An 18,763-nucleotide genomic window follows, 5' to 3' on the forward strand; every position below is an offset into this window, starting at 1 on the left:
GGAAGGAGTCCAAGATGAAACGAGTGATGACAAGGATGATGCTGGCTCTGGCCCTTGGCCTGAGTCTGCCGGCCCAGGCCAAGATGGTGACCCTGGCCAGCGTGACCCAGGGGGATGCAGCCGCCAGCATCTGGGTCAGCGGCACGGTGGCGAGCCGTCAGCAGGCGGCCCTGAGTGCCGAGGTGAGCGGCCGGGTGGAGTGGATTGCGGAGTTTGGCAGCCGGGTCAAGGCGGGGGATGAGCTGCTGCGTCTCGACAGTGCCGCGCTGCGGCTGTCGCTCGAGCAGTCCCAGGCCGAGCAGGCCAGGGAGGAGAGCAACCTGGGCTTCGCCCGCGCCGAGTTCCAGCGCCTAGAACGGTTGCATCAGCAGAAGAGTGCCTCCCAGAGCCAGTACGACAAGGCGCGCTACGACGTGGAGCAGGCGACCCTGGCCGAACGGCTGGCGCGGGTACAGGTGCGCCAGATCGAGGAGCAACTGCGGCGGACCCACATCTTCGCCCCCTTCGACGGGGTGGTGAACGAGCACTTCATCCAGCCGGGGGAGCACGTGGATGCGGGCGAAAAAGCGCTGGAGTTGGTCAACCCGGACGTGCCGGACATCCGGTTGCGGGCGCCCATCGTCTGGGCTCAGCAACTGGGGGAGGGGGCCAAGCTGCGGGTGGAGGGGGAGCAGCTCAGCAGCCATGCCCGCTACTACCAACGGGCGGCGAGCGCGGATCCCAAGTCCCGCCTCATTGAGCTTAGGCTCAAGCCCGAACCCGGCCGCTTCATCATAGGCTCGCCGGTGCGGGTGGCCCTGCCCCTCGGCCAGCAGCAGACCATGCTGCTGCCAAGGGATGCGCTGGTGCTCAATACCGAGGGCAGCGTGGTCTACCAGGTCAAGCAGATAGGGGAGGAGCTCAAGGTCAGCAGAGTCCCGGTGACCGTACTGTTCGGCGACAGCGATCAGGTGGCGGTGAGCGGCGCCCTCAAGCAGGGGGACAGGGTGGTGGTGCGCGGTGCCGGCAGCCTGCAGGACGGTGACAAGGTGGAGCTGTTCCGTGGCTAAGCCAGGGGACGCGCCATAAAAAACGGCTCCCGCGGGAGCCGTTTTTGTGAAGGTCGATGGGGAATTACTCGACCATCATCACCTTGCAGGTGTTGGTACTGCCCACGGTTTCCATCTTGTCACCGTGCGTCAGCAGCACCATGTCGCCGCTCTGGACCAGGCCCTTGGCCTTGAGTACGTCCAGCGCCTCGCGGCACACCTCGTACACCGGCTTGGTCTCGTCACCGTCGAACAGCACTGGGGTGACGCCGCGGTAGAGGTTGGCCCAGGCTAGCGTCTTGTTGTGGGGGGAGAGGGCGAAGATGGGCAGCCCTGAGCTGATGCGGGACATCAGCAGCGGAGTGGTGCCAGACTCGGTCAGCGCCACGATCGCCTTGACCCCTTCCAGGTGGTTGGCGGCATACATGGTGGACATGGCCACGGCCTCTTCCACCGAGGTGAAGGTGTAGCTCATGCGGTGGTTGGAGACGTTCAGGCTCGGGTGCTTCTCGGCCCCCACGCAGACGCTGGCCATGGAGGTGACCGTCTCGATGGGGAACTGACCGGCGGCGGTCTCGGCGGAGAGCATCACCGCATCGGTGCCGTCCAGCACGGCGTTGGCCACGTCCATCACTTCGGCACGGGTCGGCAGCGGCGCGTTGATCATGGACTCCATCATCTGGGTCGCGGTGATCACCACGCGGTTGAGGCGACGGGAGTGACGAATAAGCTTCTTCTGCACGCCGACCAGCTCGGGATCGCCGATCTCGACGCCCAGGTCCCCACGGGCCACCATGACGGCATCTGAGCCGAGGATGATGTCTTCCATGGCCTCGTCGCTGGCGACGGTCTCGGCGCGCTCGACCTTGGCCACTATCTTGGCGTTGGAGCCGGCTTCGCGGGCCAGTTCGCGGGCGTAACGCAGGTCATCGCCGTTGCGGGGGAAGGAGACGGCCAGATAGTCCACGTTCATGCGGGCGGCGGTCTTGATGTCTTCCTTGTCTTTCTCGGTCAGGGCCGGGGCGGAGAGACCGCCGCCCTTCTTGTTGATGCCCTTGTTGTTGGAGAGGGGGCCCGCCACGGTGACGCTGGTGTGGATGCGGGTGCCTTCCACCTGCTCGACTTTCAGCTGCACACGGCCGTCATCCAGCAGCAGGATGTCGCCGGGCACCACGTCCCCTGGCAGGCTCTTGTAGTCGATGCCGACCTGTTCCTGGCAGCCTTCCCCCTTGCCGAGGGCGGCGTCGAGCACGAACTTGTCACCGATGGCCAGGTAAATCTTGCCATCCTTGAAGGTGGAAACGCGGATCTTGGGGCCTTGCAGATCGCCCATGATGGCGACGTGGCGGCCGAGCTTGGCGGCGATTTCACGCACCTGGTTGGCGCGCTGGATATGATCTTCAGGAGTGCCGTGAGAGAAGTTCATCCGCACCATGTCGGCACCGGCGCGGATGATCCCCTCGAGGATGCCGTCGCGGTCGGTAGCCGGACCCAGTGTGGTTACAATCTTGGTACGTCTTGGCATGAAATACTCCAATGTGAAGTTGATATGACTTGAAATACTGCCCCGTCAAGCGCATGGCGTTGGCGCCCGCCTGCAGGCCCTCTGAGTGGCCTTATGTTATTAAATTACGATACTACACCAAGCGAGTTGGCATAGACAGCCGGGGGATGACCCCCCGAGCCTTCAGGAAGTGTGCGGGGTATCAAAGCGGGATTCGCGCAAACCTTCTTTGACTTTCTTCAGGTTTTCGCGAAATTTCATGCCACGGCGCAGGGTAAAGCCGGTAGCCAGTACATCCACCAGGGCCAGCTGGGCGATGCGGGAGGCCATGGGCATGTAGACGTCTGTGTCTTCCGGCACGTCCATGGAGAGCACCAGGTTGCACTCCCGGGCCAGGGGGGAATCCTTGGCGGTCATGCCGATGACGGTGGCATCGTTTTCACGGGCCAGCGCGGCAATCTCCACCAGCGCCTTGGTACGGCCGGTGTGGGAAATCAACACCACCACGTCCCCTTCGCTGCTGTTGATGCAGCTCATGCGCATCATGACGATGTCGTCGAAACTCACCACAGGGATGTTGAAGCGGAAGAACTTGTTCTGGGCATCGCGGGCCACGGCGGAGGAGGCGCCCAGGCCGAAGAAGCTGATCTTCTTGGATTGGGTCAGGATGTCGACGCAGCGATTGATGGCGGAGATGTCCAGGCTGTTCTTGGCGGCATCCAGACAGGCCATGGTGGACTCGAAGATCTTGGCGGTATAGGTGTCGGGGCCGTCTTCCGCTTCCACGTGGCGATTCACATAGGGGGTGCCGTTGGCCAGGCTCTGGGCCAGGTGCAGCTTGAAGTCAGGGAAGCCCTTGGTATCGAGGCGACGGCAGAAGCGGTTGACGGTCGGCTCGCTGACATCGGCCATCTTGGCGAGGGTGGCAATGCTGGAGTGGATGGCTGTCTGGGGGGACGCCAGGATCACTTCAGCCACCTTACGCTCTGATTTACTGAAACTTTCCAGATTGTTCGTAATTTTATCGAGGGTATTCATCATTACCACCAGGCATTTTTGTAATTTAGCTTCAAGTGTCTTTGCACTAAGTTCACGACATGGCATCTTTATAATTCACCCGAGGACTATACAAGACAAGCTCTTATCCAAACTAACCTCGGCCCCGGAAAGTATGACTCATGTCTAATTATTTCGTTATTTTGGTTACAAACTTCCATTTACTCCGTGAAAACGCTTACAGATGTTGCAAAGCAACAACACTGTGAGCGGGCGCACAGTTGCGCTCAACAAACCCTCTGACTCGGGGTGGGCTCGGGTAGAATCGCTGCCAAATAATAAGATCGGGACGGTAAGGGCCGCCCCGAGTTGGTAACGAAGGAGTTTGTTATGCAGCATACCCATGCGCTGGTCGGCGATGTCGGCGGCACCAATGCTCGGTTGGCCCTCTGTGAGCTGGCAACCGGCACCATTTCCAAGGCCAAGACATACTCCGGCCTGGCTCATCCCAGCCTGGAGGCGGTGATCCGCCTCTATCTGGAAGAGCATGAGGCCAGGGTGAGCGAGGCCTGCATCGCCATCGCCTGCCCCGTCAATGGTGACTGGGTCGCCATGACCAACCACAGCTGGGAATTCTCCATTCGCGAGATGCAGGCCAACCTGGGGCTGGCCGAGCTGCAAGTGATCAACGACTTTACCGCCGTCTCCATGGCGGTGCCCGTGCTGAGTGAAGGGGACAGGATCCAGCTCGGCGGCGAGGCCCCCGTGGCGGGCAAACCCATCGCCATCTACGGCGCCGGTACCGGTCTCGGGGTCGCCCACCTGGTGCAGGCCGCCGGGCAGTGGCTGAGCCTGCCGGGGGAGGGAGGTCACGTGGACTTTGCCGCCAACAGCGAAGAGGAAGACGCCGTGCTGCAGGTGATGCGCGCCGAACTGGGCCACGTGTCGGCGGAGCGGCTGCTGTCTGGCCCGGGTCTGGTCAACATCTACCGCGGTCTGGTGAAGTCCGATGGCCGCGAGCCACAAGCCTTCGCCCCCAAGGACATCACGGAGCGAGCACTGGCGGGGGATTGTCTGGACTGCCGCCGCACCTTAAGCCTGTTTTGCGTGCTGATGGGGCGCTTCGCCGGCAACCTGGCCCTCAACATGGGCACCTTCGGCGGCGTCTACATCGCCGGTGGCATAGTGCCCCGCTTCCAGGAGTTCTTCATCGGCTCCGGCTTCCGGGTTGCCTTCGAGGACAAGGGGCGCTTCAAACCCTATCTCAAAGACATTCCCGTGTTCCTCATCACCCACGAAGGGCCTGGCCTGCTCGGGGCCGGCGCCTACCTGCGCCAGTCCCTCGGGATCCGGATCTGAGGCCAGGGAAACGATTTCATGGCGGTTAAGTCTTGGTTCAGTGACCAGGGAGTAGAGTGATCCCACGTACTCAAGAGGACGGGGCTTCATAAGGAATTGAAACCGGTCTTCATCCGCTGGGTGCGTTTGTCACCTGACAAGCCTGAACTGTTTCACCGGCCCTCGCGGCCGGTTTTTTTATCTGCGTAATCTCACCCGCACTTGTTGTCTCTCGTGAAAGCAGTCCGATAGTCCTTGTCATCTGTCATCTGTCATCTGTCATCTGTCATCTGTCATCTGTCATCCGTCATCACCATCAGATATGGATCGATATCGAATAAACGGGACAGCCACAGGCGTCGAGAGACGCTGCAAGAGGTGATGACGGAAGGCTGAGAATAATCAGAAGGGAAGGGCGTCAGAGGCCCTTCCCTTGACGAGAAAGAGGGATCAGGGGAGGGTCATCTGGAAGCGGGCGCCGCCAAGGGGAGACTCATCCACCCGGATGTCGCCGCCATAGCTGTGCACTATCTCGGTCACGACCGCGAGGCCGATGCCCTGACCGGGAGAGCTGTCGGCTCGCACACCGCGCTGGAAGATCTGTTCCGACTTGCCGGGGGGGATACCGGGGCCGTCGTCTTCCACCAGGATGAGCAGGCCGCTGCCCTTGCGGCGCACCTGCACCCTTACCTCGCTGATGGCGAACTTGCAGGCGTTGTCGAGCAGGTTGCCCATCATCTCCATCAGATCCCCCTGTTCACCGTGGAAGAAGACATCGTCGTCGAACTGGAACTGGGTCTGCAGCTTCTTGTGGCGATAGACCTTGGCCAGGCTCGCCAGCAGTTTCTCGATGAGGGGAACGGGTTCGGTACCCTTGCTCGCGAGGCGCTTGCGGCCGGTGACGGCACGGCGCAGCTGGTACTGGATGATCTGATCCATGGTGGTGATCTGTTCATCGATGTTGTCATGCACCGGATGGCCTAGCTTGAACTCCTGAGCCGTGATCTGGATGAGGGCCAGCCGGGTCTTCAAACTGTGGGCCAGATCGTTGAGGGCATGCTGGTAGCGCAGGGTCTGCTGGCGCTCGTTTTCCAGCAGCTGGTTGACCGACTCGGTGAGCGGCAGCAGTTCCCGTTCATAGTCGCTGGAGAGCGCCTCCCGCTGACCGGCCCGGATCTCGTTGATCTGCCGCGCCATGGTGCGCAGGGAGGAGAGGCTCCAGAAGCTGGTGAGCAGCAGCAGGGCACCGAGCAGGCAGTAGGCGAGCAGCGCCTGGCGGATGCACTGATAGAGGTATTCCCGGGTCTGATCCTGATAGCGCTTGGCGGAGTCGACCATGACCACGTAGTAGGTGGTGGGACCGTCACCGTGATTGCGCAGGAAGCGCAGGCTGTAGATGAAGTAGCTGTCGCCATTTTTGATGGTGTGCAGCTTGAAGAAGTAATCCTGATCCAGGCCCCCCAGGTACTTCATCAGATCCTGACAGATGGTGCCCTTGATGGTGATCACCTCAGGCATGTGCAGGCTGGACCAACTGAGCTGACCGTCAGAGCGACAGATGAGGGTATCGAGATTGGGGTCGATGGCATCCGGTGTGATGCTGGCGAGATCCGTGATGGCGTGGGGATCCGGCTGCTTGGAGGAGAACAGCTTGGAGAGGTTCTCCTGCATGCGGGTGCTGGCCTTCTGGGCCTGCTCCTCGGTGTGACCGAGATAGAGGATATAGACGGAAAACGCCATGATGATGGCGATGACCAGCATGGCGCTCATCATCAGCTTGATGTGCAGGGAGCGGCGGATCAGTTGCATTGGGCTTCTCATGGCGGTCACTGCGCGAACGGCGTGCTTAGCTGCATGACAGGTTGAAGATGTAGCCCTGGCGACGGATGGTGGAGATGGGAGAGATGGTCCCTTCCGGATCCAGCTTCTTGCGCAGCCGGCTCACCATCACCTCTATGGTGTTCGGATCCCCCTCGCCATCCCCGTAGAGCTGGTCCAGCAGCTGCTGCTTGGAGACCACCTGGCGGGCGTTGCGCATCAGATACTCCAGGATCAGATACTCGAAGCTGGTGAGCACTGTGACTTCGCCGGCTATGGTCAGCTCCTTGCGGGAGAGATCCAGCTCGTAGTCACCGGCCTTCACCCGGGGAGAGATAAAGCCGGCGCTGCGACGCACCAGGGCATTGAGGCGGGCCAGCAACTCGTCTTTCTGGAACGGTTTGACCAGGTAGTCGTCGGCACCGGCCTCCAGCCCTTCGACCTTGTCCTGCCAACTGCCACGGGCGGTCAGCACTATGATGGGGAAGGGGATCTGCTGCTCTCTCAGCTGGGTGATGAGGTGCAGGCCATCCATGTCCGGCAGGCCGAGGTCTATGATGGCCACGTCGATGGGATAGTCGCGAGCGTAATGCAGCGCAATCTGGGCCTTGTCCGTGCTGTGAACCTGATTCTGGGCCTCGGTCAACAGCGTGGTGAGATGGTGGTTGAGCAGCTTGTCGTCTTCGACCAATAGGATTTTCATAAGATGCATGATGATGAGGGTCCAGGCTGTCAATTAGAGAGGGTAAGAGGAAGAGAGTCAATCCGGATCCTACATAGCCCCCCCTGTATCGAGACTGAATCGCATACCCCTTTATTTCCGCCTCAGCCTCCTTACTGTGGGAGCAATACTTATGAGTCTGGGTTGAAGGATTCCATGGATACCTAAGTCAGTTACTCTGCGGTCCTGATGTAGCTTCGCGACTATTCTGATCGCACGGACTTCGTCTGCTTTCATACATTTTGGGGGGCTCCGTTATTTGCGGGCATCGGCTGTAACAGCTCCCAAACGGTTATGGTCAGACCATTAACCATCTGTAATTGTTTGAAAAAATAGCTATTCTGTCCTCTTGGTCAAGTGCAGAGTATTGAGGATTGTCATGCAATGAGAACGTATATTCCAGAGGGTGAAGTAGTAGGAATTCTTTGAATCCCATATAGGATGGATGGTTTCCTATGTTTTGACTGTTAAACTTCGGGCTAAACGAGATAGAATCTGACCCAAAATCGGGTGTAGGGCCTTGGTTGCCCAAGATGTGAACAATGTATGCTCTCGGAATACTCAGATGCGCAACGTCATTTGATGCCATTGTGACACATCAACCAATACAAGAAGCTGGAGGAGATGATGGCCAACAGCACACACAATCAGGTTAAAAGCAGCATGTTGGGAGCTGTAACTCATTGCGGTAGCTAACGCTTTTCTCGCCTTCGTCAACTATGCTGTATGGCCTCTATCGCTTTTGAGAGCCCACATAGTGCGTATCTTACATCCCCCATATCACTCAGTTACCTCGTCAGAGTACTTATCAATATGAAAATTCTCGTTACCGGTGGAGCCGGCTTTATCGGATCAGCTGTTGTTCGTCATATCATCCGGGATACCAACGACTCTGTTATTAATCTCGACAAGCTCACTTACGCGGGCAATCTTGAATCTCTCTCCACAGTGTCCGGTAACGAACGTTATGTCTTTGAACAGGTAGATATTTGCGACCGGGCCGAGCTGGATCGGGTGTTTGCAGCGCATCAGCCCGATGCCGTGATGCATCTAGCGGCCGAGAGCCATGTTGATCGCTCCATTACCGGCCCTGCCGACTTCATCGAGACCAATATCGTCGGTACCTATATGCTGCTGGAGGCGGCTCGCACCTACTGGAGCGGCCTAAACGCGCCGCGAAAGGCGGCCTTCCGCTTCCACCATATCTCCACCGACGAGGTGTATGGCGACCTGCCCCATCCGGATGAAGTGGCTCCCGGTGAAACATTACCGCTCTTTACCGAAACGACTCCCTATGCTCCCAGCAGCCCCTATTCTGCCTCCAAGGCATCGAGCGACCATCTGGTGCGTGCCTGGCGTCGTACCTACGGCCTGCCGACAATTGTCACCAACTGCTCCAACAACTACGGTCCTTTCCACTTCCCCGAGAAGCTGATACCGCTGGTGATCCTGAACGCACTGGATGGCAAGCCGTTGCCGGTCTATGGCAAAGGCGATCAGATCCGCGACTGGCTCTATGTGGAAGACCATGCTCGCGCACTCTATAAGGTGGTAACCAGTGGCGTTATCGGTGAGACCTACAATATTGGCGGTCACAACGAGAAGCAGAACCTGGATGTGGTACGCACCATCTGCGATCTGCTCGATGAGATGGTGCCGACAACCGGCTCCTATCGTGATCAGATCACCTATGTGGCCGACCGTCCCGGTCATGACCGCCGCTATGCCATCGATGCCAGCAAGATGAGCGCCGAGCTGGATTGGCAGCCGCAAGAGACCTTCGAGTCGGGTATCCGCAAGACGGTGCAGTGGTATCTGGATAACCAGCAGTGGGTGGGCAACGTCAAGAGCGGGGCCTATCAATCCTGGATCGAGCAAAACTACGGGGAGCGTACCTGATGCATATCCTGTTGTTCGGTAAGAATGGCCAGGTAGGCTGGGAGTTGCAGCGCTCACTCGCCCCGTTAGGCCATGTTACCGCGGTTGATTTTGATTCCGTCGACTATTGCGGCGATTTCAGCAATCCGGCCGGTGTGGCGGAAACGGTGCGCCTGCTCAAGCCAGATGTGATTGTGAATGCTGCGGCCCACACCGCCGTCGACAAGGCCGAGAGCGAGCGGGAGTTTGCCGAGCTACTCAATGCCACCAGTGTGGCGGCAATTGCCAAGGAAGCTGAGGCCTTGGGTGCCTGGCTGGTGCACTACTCCACCGACTATGTGTTCGATGGCAGTGGTGAGCGCCCCTGGGTTGAAACCGATGCGACGGCACCGCTCAATGTCTACGGCGAGACCAAGTTGGCAGGGGAGCTGGCTGCCATGCAGTGCTCTCGTCACCTGATCTTCCGCACCAGCTGGGTGTATGCCGCTCGCGGTGCCAACTTTGCCAAGACCATGCTGCGTTTTGGCAAGGAACGTAGCGAAATGTCGATCATCAACGACCAATTCGGTGCGCCGACTGGCGCGGAGTTGTTGGCCGACTGCACGGCCCATGCGATCCGCACAGCACGAACCAAGCCTGAAGTGGCGGGTCTATATCACCTGATCGCCTCCGGCACCACCACCTGGTTTGACTATGCCCAACTAGTTTTTGCCAAGGCTCGAAACGCCGGTATCGAGTTGGCTGTGACTCGGGTCAATGCCGTACCAACCAGCGCATTTCCTACACCGGCCAAACGTCCCCATAACTCACGGCTCGATACTAGCAAATTTCAGCACACCTTTAACTTAGTACTGCCGGACTGGACAGTTGGTGTAGAACGGATGCTGACCGAGGTTCTCGGTAAGTAGGAAAAGATGGGTGGTGCTGGTTCTGTGCCCTGTCCTTACAAACAGAATGAACTCGAGGTGAGTGGCCGCTGGTTAAACTTATTTCGATGGGTTATATAATTTCAATATAAGAACTAACCATTATGACGAAACGTAAAGGCATTATTCTTGCTGGTGGGTCAGGTACCCGTCTCTATCCCGTCACCATGGCAGTCAGCAAGCAGTTGCTGCCCATCTATGACAAGCCGATGATCTATTACCCGTTGAGCACTCTGATGCTGGCGGGTATTCGCGATATCCTGATCATCAGCACACCGCAAGATACACCTCGTTTTGAGCAGTTGTTGGGGGATGGCAGCCAATGGGGCTTGAATTTGCAATACCAAGTGCAGCCGAGTCCGGACGGCCTGGCCCAGGCGTTTATTTTAGGGGAAGAGTTTATCGGTTCAGATTCTTGTGCGTTGGTGCTGGGGGACAACATCTTCTACGGTCATGACCTGCAAAAACAGCTGGAAGCTGCTGCAATCAAGGCTAGTGGTGCGACTGTTTTTGCCTACCATGTGCAGGATCCAGAGCGTTATGGGGTTGTGGAATTTGACAATTCAGGGACGGCAGTTTCTCTGGAAGAAAAGCCAGTGGAGCCCAAGAGCAATTATGCTGTTACTGGCCTTTATTTCTACGATAACAGTGTGGTTGAGATTGCCAAAAGCCTGAAGCCGTCACCTCGTGGCGAGCTGGAAATCACCGACGTCAATCGTATCTACCTTGAGCAAGGCAATCTGTCGGTAGCCATGATGGGGCGTGGTTACGCTTGGCTGGATACCGGTACCCATGAAAGCCTGATTGAGGCGAGTAATTTTATCCAAACGATTGAGACTCGTCAGGGGTTGAAAGTGGCTTGCCCAGAGGAGATTGCTTATCGTCAAAAATTTATCAATTCAGATCAAGTCCGGAAATTAGCCACACCACTGATAAAGAATGAATATGGAAAGTATCTTCTCAAGTTAATCACTAAGATTTCATAAATTGTATTGTTTACCTGTCTATTTGGATTGACATAATGAACATCATTAGAACAAAAATTCCCGATCTTTTTATCATTGAGCCAAAAGTATTTGGTGATGAAAGAGGTTTTTTTTTCGAGAGCTTTAATCAGCAGCAATTTGAGTCAGTGGTTGGTAGAGCTGTTACCTTTGTTCAAGATAATCATTCCAAATCTAGTCGAGAAGTACTCCGTGGGCTTCATTATCAATTACCCCCACATGCCCAAGGAAAACTAGTCCGCTGTGTCACTGGCGAGGTATTTGATGTGGCTGTTGATATCCGCAAAAGCTCCCCTACCTTTGGTCAGTGGGTTGGAGTGAATTTATCAGCTGAAAACAAGCGTCAATTTTGGATTCCGGAAGGGTTTGCTCATGGTTTTGTAACCTTGAGTGATACTGCCGAGTTTCTATACAAGACAACCGCGTATTACTCCCCTCAAAGCGAAGCTAGCATAAGATGGAACGATATAGATATTGCTATAGAATGGCCGCTTGATTTTAAACCACAGCTTTCCTCCAAAGATTTACAAGGTGTCTGTTTAAAAGATGCTGTCATTTTTGAGTGAATTATGAAATCCATTATTATAAAGCCATCAGATATTAATTTTGATGCGATTGAAAATACAACAGTCCTTGAGTCAGCTATTCGCGCTGGCATAATATTGGAACATAGTTGTAAGAATGGCTCTTGTGGGTTGTGTGAGTCAAAAATTATAGAGGGTAAAGTAATTGATGAGCAAAGCCGCTCATTTTCATCAGGGCAAAATTTTTTGACGTGCCAATGTAAGAGCGCCTGTGAAAAGCTAACTATTGAGGCAGAATACTACCCTGAGTTGGCCTCTCTCTCTCGTAAAACTGTGCCATGTAAGGTGACATTAGCAGAAATTGATAATGAATTCTTGATTTTGAAATTCAGGCTTCCCCCTACTGCAAAATTTGATTATTTACCAGGGCAATATATAAATCTCAGCTATCAAGGAATTACTCGAAGTTATTCCATTGCTAACGCTAGTAGTAAAGATGGAATCGAACTCCATGTCCGCCTTATCAATAATGGTGCGATGAGTAATCTGCTTCTTGCTGGAATCAAGCCGGATACATTGATGAGAATAGATGGTCCGATTGGAACATTCTTCATCAGAGAGGATGATCGCCCTATCATTTTCTTGGCTGGTGGTACCGGATTCGCTCCGGTTAAAGCTATGGTTGAAGCGCTCATAAGTAGTAGTTCAAAAAGAGATATAAATATCTATTGGGGAATGAATAAATCTATCGACTTCTATTCAAAGCTTCCCTCTGAGTGGGAAGATAAGTATGACAATATTACCTTCATCCCAGTTGTCTCCGGTAATGATGTTGAGTGGAATGGACGAACAGGCTTTGTCCATCAAGCAGTATTGCAAGATTTTTGTAATTTGTCTGATTTCTGTGTTTATGCTTGTGGTTCACCTCAAATGATCACAGCTGCAAAAAATGATTTCATCAATGTTGGGCTTTCAGAGAAACAATTTTTTTCTGATGCCTTTACGGTATCAAAATAAGTGGGAGAAAACATGAAAGCGGTAATTCTTGCCGGTGGCTTGGGCACCCGTCTGAGTGAAGAAACTGTTGTCAAACCAAAGCCGATGGTTGAAATTGGTGGTAAGCCAATCCTCTGGCATATCATGAAAATGTACTCCGCTCACGGTATCAATGATTTCATCATTTGCTGTGGTTATAAGGGGTATGTCATCAAAGAATACTTTGCCAACTACTTCCTTCACATGTCTGATGTCACGTTCCATATGGCAGAAAACCGAATGGAGGTGCATGAAAAACGTGCAGAGCCATGGAATGTGACCCTAGTTGATACAGGGGATGCATCCATGACTGGTGGTCGTCTCAAACGTGTTGCTGAATATGTGAAAGATGATGAAGCATTCCTGTTTACTTATGGAGATGGCGTATCCGATGTTGATATTGGAGCGAGTATCGACTTCCATATGAGTCACGGAAAGTTGGCGACACTTATGGCTACTTATCCGCCAGGCCGATTTGGTGCACTGGATATCCAGAATAATCAGGTACTCTCATTCAAGGAAAAACCAAGAGGTGATGGTGCCTTGATCAATGGGGGCTTCTTTGTATTAAGTCCCAAAGTTATTGACTTGATTGAAAATGATGCGACGACTTGGGAGCAAGAGCCACTGATGGCACTGGCAGAACAGGGACAACTGATGTCTTATGAGCACAGTGGCTTCTGGCAACCCATGGATACCTTACGTGATAAGCACTACCTCGAAGGACTTTGGGAAAAAGGTAAAGCACCTTGGAAAGTATGGAAGTAATGGCCGTGATCGATCCTGATTTCTGGAAAAACAAACGGGTCTTTATGACCGGGCACTCTGGTTTTAAAGGCGGCTGGCTGGCGTTGTGGCTGGAGGAAATGGGGGCCATTGTGCGTGGCTACTCCCTTCCTGCCCCTACTGAACCCAGTCTCTTTGAGGTAGCCAAGGTTCGGCAGGGGTTGTTATCGGAAGATGGGGATATTCGTGATTTCTTCCATCTGCGTGAAGCCATGATCGATTTCAAACCCGAGATCGTATTCCATATGGCAGCCCAGCCTCTGGTGCGACTCTCTTATGATGATCCTATCGAGACATACTCCACCAATGTGATGGGTACCGTCTATGTGCTTGAAGCCATCAAAGCGGTCGGTGGTGTCAAGGCTGTAGTCAATATTACTAGCGACAAGTGTTATGAAAATCGCGAATGGGTATGGGGATATCGTGAAGATGAGGCCATGGGTGGTTATGATCCCTATTCCAACAGCAAAGGCTGTGCCGAGCTGGTGGCATCTGCGTACCGCAACTCATTCTTTAATCCGAAGGACTATGCACGTCATGGCGTGGCTTTGGCATCGGTACGTGCTGGTAATGTAATCGGGGGCGGTGATTGGGCCAAAGATCGTTTGATCCCGGATATCCTACGTTCTTTCCAGAACGACCAGCCGGTGGTTATTCGCAATCCTCATTCAATCCGACCGTGGCAGCATGTGCTTGAACCCTTGTCAGGCTATTTGCTGGTTGCACAGCATCTCTATCGCGATGGTTGTTCCTATGCAGAAGGGTGGAACTTCGGGCCCAATGACAACGATGCTCAGCCGGTGCAGTTTATCGTCGAGAAGATGGTGCAGTTGTGGGGCGGCAATGCCAGCTGGCAACTCGATGGTACCGATCATCCTCACGAGGCTCATTACCTAAAGCTCGATTGCTCCAAGGCTAAGCTGCGGATGGGCTGGCAGCCACGCTGGGATCTGGTCACTACCCTTGGGCGTATCATCAAGTGGCACAAGGCTTGGCTGGCAGGTGAGGATATGCGTGAGGTGACCTTGCGTGAGATCCGTGACTACATGGCTGCTCAGTGATGCCTATCGGTCTGGATGACTTTCCCCACTTAGCTAGGTAACATCCAGCCCCCTTGATTGACGAACAATGATCCATTGCCAGAACATGGCATTGGCAAGACTTTTAACAGGAAGAGATAAATGAGTGCACAAGCTCTGCGTGAACAAATTTCCCAACTGGTAGCTCAGTATGCTGAACAAGCTATGGCTCCCAAGCCATTTGTAGCTGGCAGCAGCGTCGTCCCGCCATCCGGAAAGGTGATCGGTGCCCGTGAACTGCAGTTGATGGTTGAGGCTTCGCTGGATGGCTGGTTGACCACCGGCCGTTTCAACGATGCTTTCGAAAAGAAGCTTGGTGAATACATCGGCGTTCCCCATGTGCTGACTACCACTTCAGGCTCTTCTGCCAACCTGCTGGCCCTGACTGCGCTGACTTCCCATAAACTGGGTGAACGTGCACTCAAACCGGGTGATGAAGTGATCACTGTTGCTGCTGGTTTCCCGACCACAGTCAACCCGACCATCCAGAATGGCATGATCCCAGTGTTCGTGGATGTAGACATCCCGACCTATAACATTGACCCAGCGCTGATTGAAGCCGCTGTAACAGATAAAACCAAAGCCATCATGGTCGCCCATACCTTGGGAAACCCGTTCAACCTAGCCGAAGTCCGTCGTATTGCCGATAAATACAACCTGTGGCTCATTGAAGATTGCTGTGATGCCCTAGGTACTCGTTACGATGGAAAAATGGTTGGCACCTTCGGTGATATTGGCACCGTCAGCTTTTATCCAGCACACCATATCACCATGGGTGAGGGTGGGGCGGTATTCACCAAGTCAGGCGAACTGAAGAAGATCATCGAGTCCTTCCGAGATTGGGGTCGTGACTGCTACTGTGCTCCAGGTTGTGACAACACCTGTGGCAAGCGTTTTAGCCAACAGCTGGGTTCCTTGCCAGAAGGATATGATCATAAATACACTTACTCCCATTTGGGGTATAATCTCAAGATCACCGATATGCAGGCGGCTTGTGGCTTGGCTCAGTTGGAGCGAGTAGAAGAGTTTGTTGAGCAACGTAAGGCAAACTTTGCCTATTTGAAGGCGGGCTTGGCCAACTGCGTCGACGTCCTCGAACTGCCAGAAGCCACCGATAATTCAGAGCCATCTTGGTTTGGCTTCCCTATCACTCTGAAAGACACTGCGGGCGTCAGCCGTGTTGAGCTGATTAAGTTCCTCGACGAGGCCAAGATCGGCACTCGCTTGCTGTTTGCTGGCAACCTGACCCGTCAACCCTATTTCGCTGGTCGTGAATATCGTGTTGTTGGCGAGCTGATCAACACTGACCGTGTTATGAATCAGACCTTCTGGATCGGTATCTATCCGGGGCTGACCCATGATCATCTGGATTATGTGATTGCCAAGTTTGAAGAGTTTTTTGGTGTAAGCTTCTAATAGCAATTATTTTAGAGCCAGCATTAGCTGGCTCTTATTAATTTTGAGGTTTTGAATGAAAGCATCAGACGCAGTTGCTCATGTACTGGGTGCAAATAATGTCACTCATGGCTTTGAATTAATTGGTGGCATGATTGCACACTTGGTTGATAGCATTAACTTAATTGGTGAAACTAAGTTAGTCTCTTTGCATCATGAGCAATCTGCGGCATTTGCTGCGGGGGGCGTTGCGCGAGCAACCAATAATAGCCAAATTGGTTTGGCTTTGGGTACTAGTGGTCCAGGAGCGACGAATTTAATTACCGGTATTGCTGATTGCTGGTTGGATAATTACCCATGTATTTTTTTAACTGGCCAAGTTAATACCAATGAATTGAAGGGTGACCGCAATATTCGTCAGCAGGGTTTTCAAGAATTAGATATTGTTAGTATTGTAAAAAGCATTACCAAATTCTCCTATCAAATTAAGTCGGCCGATGAGCTTGTTCCAATGCTGCAACAGGCGATTGATATCGCCAAGAGTGGTCGCCCAGGCCCTGTGCTGTTAGACATTCCAATGGATTTACAGCGCGCCGAGTTGCCGGATAATGTGATTGATTATTTAACTAATAAATCAGTAGAAACAGTAGGAAAGCAAGTTGACTTAACATATTTTTCTGCAGTGTTAGATGCGTTGAGCCAAGCGAAAAAGCCGCTGTTTTTAATTGGGGGGGGGGCCATTAATTGTGATAACTTTGTACGCTGGCAGAAGGCTGTTGCTCAAGTTGGGATTCCACATGTCTCAAGTTTAAAAGGTAGCGAGAAGTGTCAGTCACTAGCAAATTACTTTGGCATGATTGGCAGTTATGGCACACGTACGGCAAATTATGCCATTCAACACTGCGATCTGTTAGTAGTGTTAGGCAGCCGGATGGATGTACGGCAGACTGGAGCGGATATTAAAGATTTTGCACGTAATGCCAAGATTATTCAAATTGATTTGGATGCAGAACAACTAGCCAACAGAGTGAAGGCAAATATTGATATTCATGCAGATTGTGAAAGTTTCTTTTCATCATTTATCAATGTTCCTGCATCTGTTCAACAGATGGATAAAACATGGTCGGAATCTTTGCAGCAACACTGGCAGCAGAATTATGTCGATGAGTATCAAGATTGGAGTGTTAGCCCCTTTCAGGTTTGTAAGAGTTTAGAACGTGCATTTAAAAATAAACCGATTCATTATGTTGCCGATGTTGGCAACAACCAGATGTGGGCCGCACACTCGATTTTGCTAGGCGAAGAGCAAGCGCTGCATCACTCGGGTGGCTTGGGCTCAATGGGTTTTTCCATCCCAACTGCGATTGGTGTGACCTATGCTAATGGTTTACCTGTGGTTGCGTTAACCGGTGATGGTGGCGCTCAGATGAATATTCAAGAGCTGGATATTATTTCACGCGAACAACTGCCGGTGTTAACCATAGTGTTTAATAATGAGTCATTAGGCATGGTGCGTGCATTCCAAGAGATGTATTTTGACGGTAGAAATGAATCAACATATTGGAATGGTTATAGTTCATCATTTTGCAACATTGGGCGCGCGTACAACATCAAGTCGTTTGCTACTTCCTATATGGATGAGCTAAATACATTGTTAGCTAAGTTTGCCGAGCAATCGGAACCAATGTTAATTGAAATATTGATGAGCGATGCGAGAGAGTGTCGCCCCCGCCTTGCATTTGGTCAGCCGATTGACAAACAATTTCCACCAAAAGGTTAATGATGAAAATAGCTATAATGGGTGCGACAAGTTTTATTGCCCAAGAATTACTAAGGCAGTGGGTTATTTGTGGGGTAAACCATGAAATCCATCTTTATGCAAGGGATGTAGAAAAGGTTAATAAGTTTATTCATGAGATAAATTATGAAGGAATAGATATTTTTCCATTAGATTTAAATCTATTTCCTATGGATGGTGATTATGATGCAATTATTAACTTCATTGGTGTGGGAGACCCTGCGAAGGCCAAGAAAATGGGGGGGAGTATATTATCAATAACATCTTTTTATGATGATTTAGTAATTAGCTACTTAAAGGATAGGCCAAGCTGTAAATACTTATTCTTAAGTAGTGGTGCCGTTTACGGTCATGATTTTTCTAAACCTGCAACACCAAGTAAAATGGCAACCTTCAATATAAACTCTAGTGTCAGTAGCGAGAAATATAGTCTCGCAAAATTCATTACTGAAGTAAAACACAGAGATTTACACTATCTTTCAATTGTTGATATCAGAGTTTTTAGCTTTTTCAGTCGAAATCAAGACCTATCAACTAGATTTTTTTTATCTGACTTGGTAAGAGCAATACAAAGCAATAAAAAATGTGAAGTTAGCGCAGAGGTTATGGTCAGAGACTATTTACATCCGGAGGATTTCAAGCAGATAATCGATTGTATATTGTCCTCTCCAAAAGTGAACTTGGCTGTAGACTGTTATTCTGCAGGTGAAATAGATAAATTCCACCTGCTTGCAGAAATGAAAAACAGGTTTGGATTGCAATACTGTATTTTAGACAATCCAGATGTAATTTGTGCCACTGGAAACAAAGTTAACTATTTTAGCAAAAATAATAAATTGGTTGAGTTTGGATTCATACCTAAGTATACATCTTTAGAAAATATAGTAATGGAAGTATCTGCAATACTGGGCACCTAGCGATATCACTTTTTAC

At 52.4% G+C, this 18,763-nt stretch carries 16 protein-coding genes; 12 read left to right on the forward strand and 4 right to left on the reverse strand.

Annotated elements, in window-relative coordinates:
• Positions 1 to 14 precede the first annotated feature (14 nt).
• Positions 15 to 1,049: an efflux RND transporter periplasmic adaptor subunit gene (locus ACRCYW_RS03875; RefSeq protein WP_438548851.1), complete on the forward strand. Its 1,035-nt coding sequence runs from the start codon at positions 15 to 17 to the stop codon at positions 1,047 to 1,049.
• Between the two features lie 64 nt (positions 1,050 to 1,113).
• On the opposite strand, the gene pyk is transcribed toward ACRCYW_RS03875, so the two are convergent.
• Together pyk and ACRCYW_RS03885 are read right to left on the reverse strand one after the other, a co-directional pair.
• Positions 1,114 to 2,553, reverse strand: coding sequence for a pyruvate kinase (gene pyk / locus ACRCYW_RS03880; RefSeq protein ID WP_438548852.1), 1,440 nt, complete (start codon positions 2,551 to 2,553; stop codon positions 1,114 to 1,116).
• Between the two features lie 162 nt (positions 2,554 to 2,715).
• On the reverse strand, positions 2,716 to 3,570 hold the full coding sequence (locus ACRCYW_RS03885; RefSeq protein WP_349918565.1) for a MurR/RpiR family transcriptional regulator: 855 nt from the start codon (positions 3,568 to 3,570) through the stop codon (positions 2,716 to 2,718).
• A gap of 348 nt (positions 3,571 to 3,918) precedes the next feature.
• Here ACRCYW_RS03885 and glk point away from each other — a divergent pair, with 348 nt between their 5' ends.
• Positions 3,919 to 4,887, forward strand: coding sequence for a glucokinase (gene glk, locus ACRCYW_RS03890; protein ID WP_438548853.1), 969 nt, complete (start codon positions 3,919 to 3,921; stop codon positions 4,885 to 4,887).
• 429 nt (positions 4,888 to 5,316) lie between these two features.
• Here glk and ACRCYW_RS03895 read toward each other — a convergent pair whose 3' ends face one another.
• On the reverse strand, positions 5,317 to 6,675 hold the full coding sequence (locus ACRCYW_RS03895; protein ID WP_438548854.1) for an ATP-binding protein: 1,359 nt from the start codon (positions 6,673 to 6,675) through the stop codon (positions 5,317 to 5,319).
• 37 nt (positions 6,676 to 6,712) lie between these two features.
• On the reverse strand, positions 6,713 to 7,387 hold the full coding sequence (locus ACRCYW_RS03900) for a response regulator (protein WP_438548855.1): 675 nt from the start codon (positions 7,385 to 7,387) through the stop codon (positions 6,713 to 6,715).
• A gap of 831 nt (positions 7,388 to 8,218) precedes the next feature.
• Here ACRCYW_RS03900 and rfbB point away from each other — a divergent pair.
• From rfbB to ACRCYW_RS03950, 10 genes are all read left to right on the forward strand, one after another.
• Positions 8,219 to 9,304, forward strand: a complete 1,086-nt coding sequence (rfbB, locus tag ACRCYW_RS03905; RefSeq protein ID WP_438548856.1) for a dTDP-glucose 4,6-dehydratase — start codon at positions 8,219 to 8,221, stop codon at positions 9,302 to 9,304.
• Positions 9,304 to 10,191 carry a dTDP-4-dehydrorhamnose reductase gene (gene rfbD / locus ACRCYW_RS03910; protein ID WP_438548857.1) on the forward strand — a complete coding sequence of 296 codons (888 nt, stop codon included), beginning with the start codon at positions 9,304 to 9,306 and terminating at the stop codon, positions 10,189 to 10,191. Before rfbB ends, rfbD begins: the two co-directional genes overlap by 1 nt.
• Positions 10,192 to 10,313: 122 nt before the next feature.
• Positions 10,314 to 11,195 carry a glucose-1-phosphate thymidylyltransferase RfbA gene (gene rfbA / locus ACRCYW_RS03915; RefSeq protein ID WP_438548858.1) on the forward strand — a complete coding sequence of 294 codons (882 nt, stop codon included), beginning with the start codon at positions 10,314 to 10,316 and terminating at the stop codon, positions 11,193 to 11,195.
• Between the two features lie 35 nt (positions 11,196 to 11,230).
• On the forward strand, positions 11,231 to 11,779 hold the full coding sequence (gene rfbC, locus ACRCYW_RS03920; RefSeq protein ID WP_438548859.1) for a dTDP-4-dehydrorhamnose 3,5-epimerase: 549 nt from the start codon (positions 11,231 to 11,233) through the stop codon (positions 11,777 to 11,779).
• A gap of 3 nt (positions 11,780 to 11,782) precedes the next feature.
• Complete coding sequence (locus tag ACRCYW_RS03925; protein WP_438548860.1) at positions 11,783 to 12,754, forward strand: FAD-binding oxidoreductase; 972 nt, start codon at positions 11,783 to 11,785, stop codon at positions 12,752 to 12,754.
• 12 nt (positions 12,755 to 12,766) lie between these two features.
• A complete protein-coding gene (gene rfbF, locus ACRCYW_RS03930) occupies positions 12,767 to 13,540 on the forward strand; it encodes a glucose-1-phosphate cytidylyltransferase (RefSeq protein ID WP_438548861.1) in 774 nt (257 codons plus the stop codon).
• Entirely contained in the window at positions 13,531 to 14,619 is a 1,089-nt protein-coding gene (gene rfbG, locus ACRCYW_RS03935) for a CDP-glucose 4,6-dehydratase (RefSeq protein WP_438549024.1), read from the forward strand. Before rfbF ends, rfbG begins: the two co-directional genes overlap by 10 nt.
• Before the next feature lie 120 nt (positions 14,620 to 14,739).
• Complete coding sequence (gene rfbH / locus ACRCYW_RS03940) at positions 14,740 to 16,053, forward strand: lipopolysaccharide biosynthesis protein RfbH (RefSeq protein WP_438548862.1); 1,314 nt, start codon at positions 14,740 to 14,742, stop codon at positions 16,051 to 16,053.
• 55 nt (positions 16,054 to 16,108) lie between these two features.
• Positions 16,109 to 17,812 (forward strand): thiamine pyrophosphate-binding protein, encoded by a 1,704-nt coding sequence (locus ACRCYW_RS03945; RefSeq protein ID WP_438548863.1) that lies wholly within the window; start codon positions 16,109 to 16,111, stop codon positions 17,810 to 17,812.
• Between the two features lie 2 nt (positions 17,813 to 17,814).
• Positions 17,815 to 18,747, forward strand: coding sequence for an NAD-dependent epimerase/dehydratase family protein (locus tag ACRCYW_RS03950; protein ID WP_438548864.1), 933 nt, complete (start codon positions 17,815 to 17,817; stop codon positions 18,745 to 18,747).
• Positions 18,748 to 18,763 lie beyond the last annotated feature (16 nt).

It is taken from the genome of Aeromonas sp., assembly GCF_051657805.1.
Classification (GTDB): Bacteria; Pseudomonadota; Gammaproteobacteria; order Enterobacterales; family Aeromonadaceae; genus Aeromonas.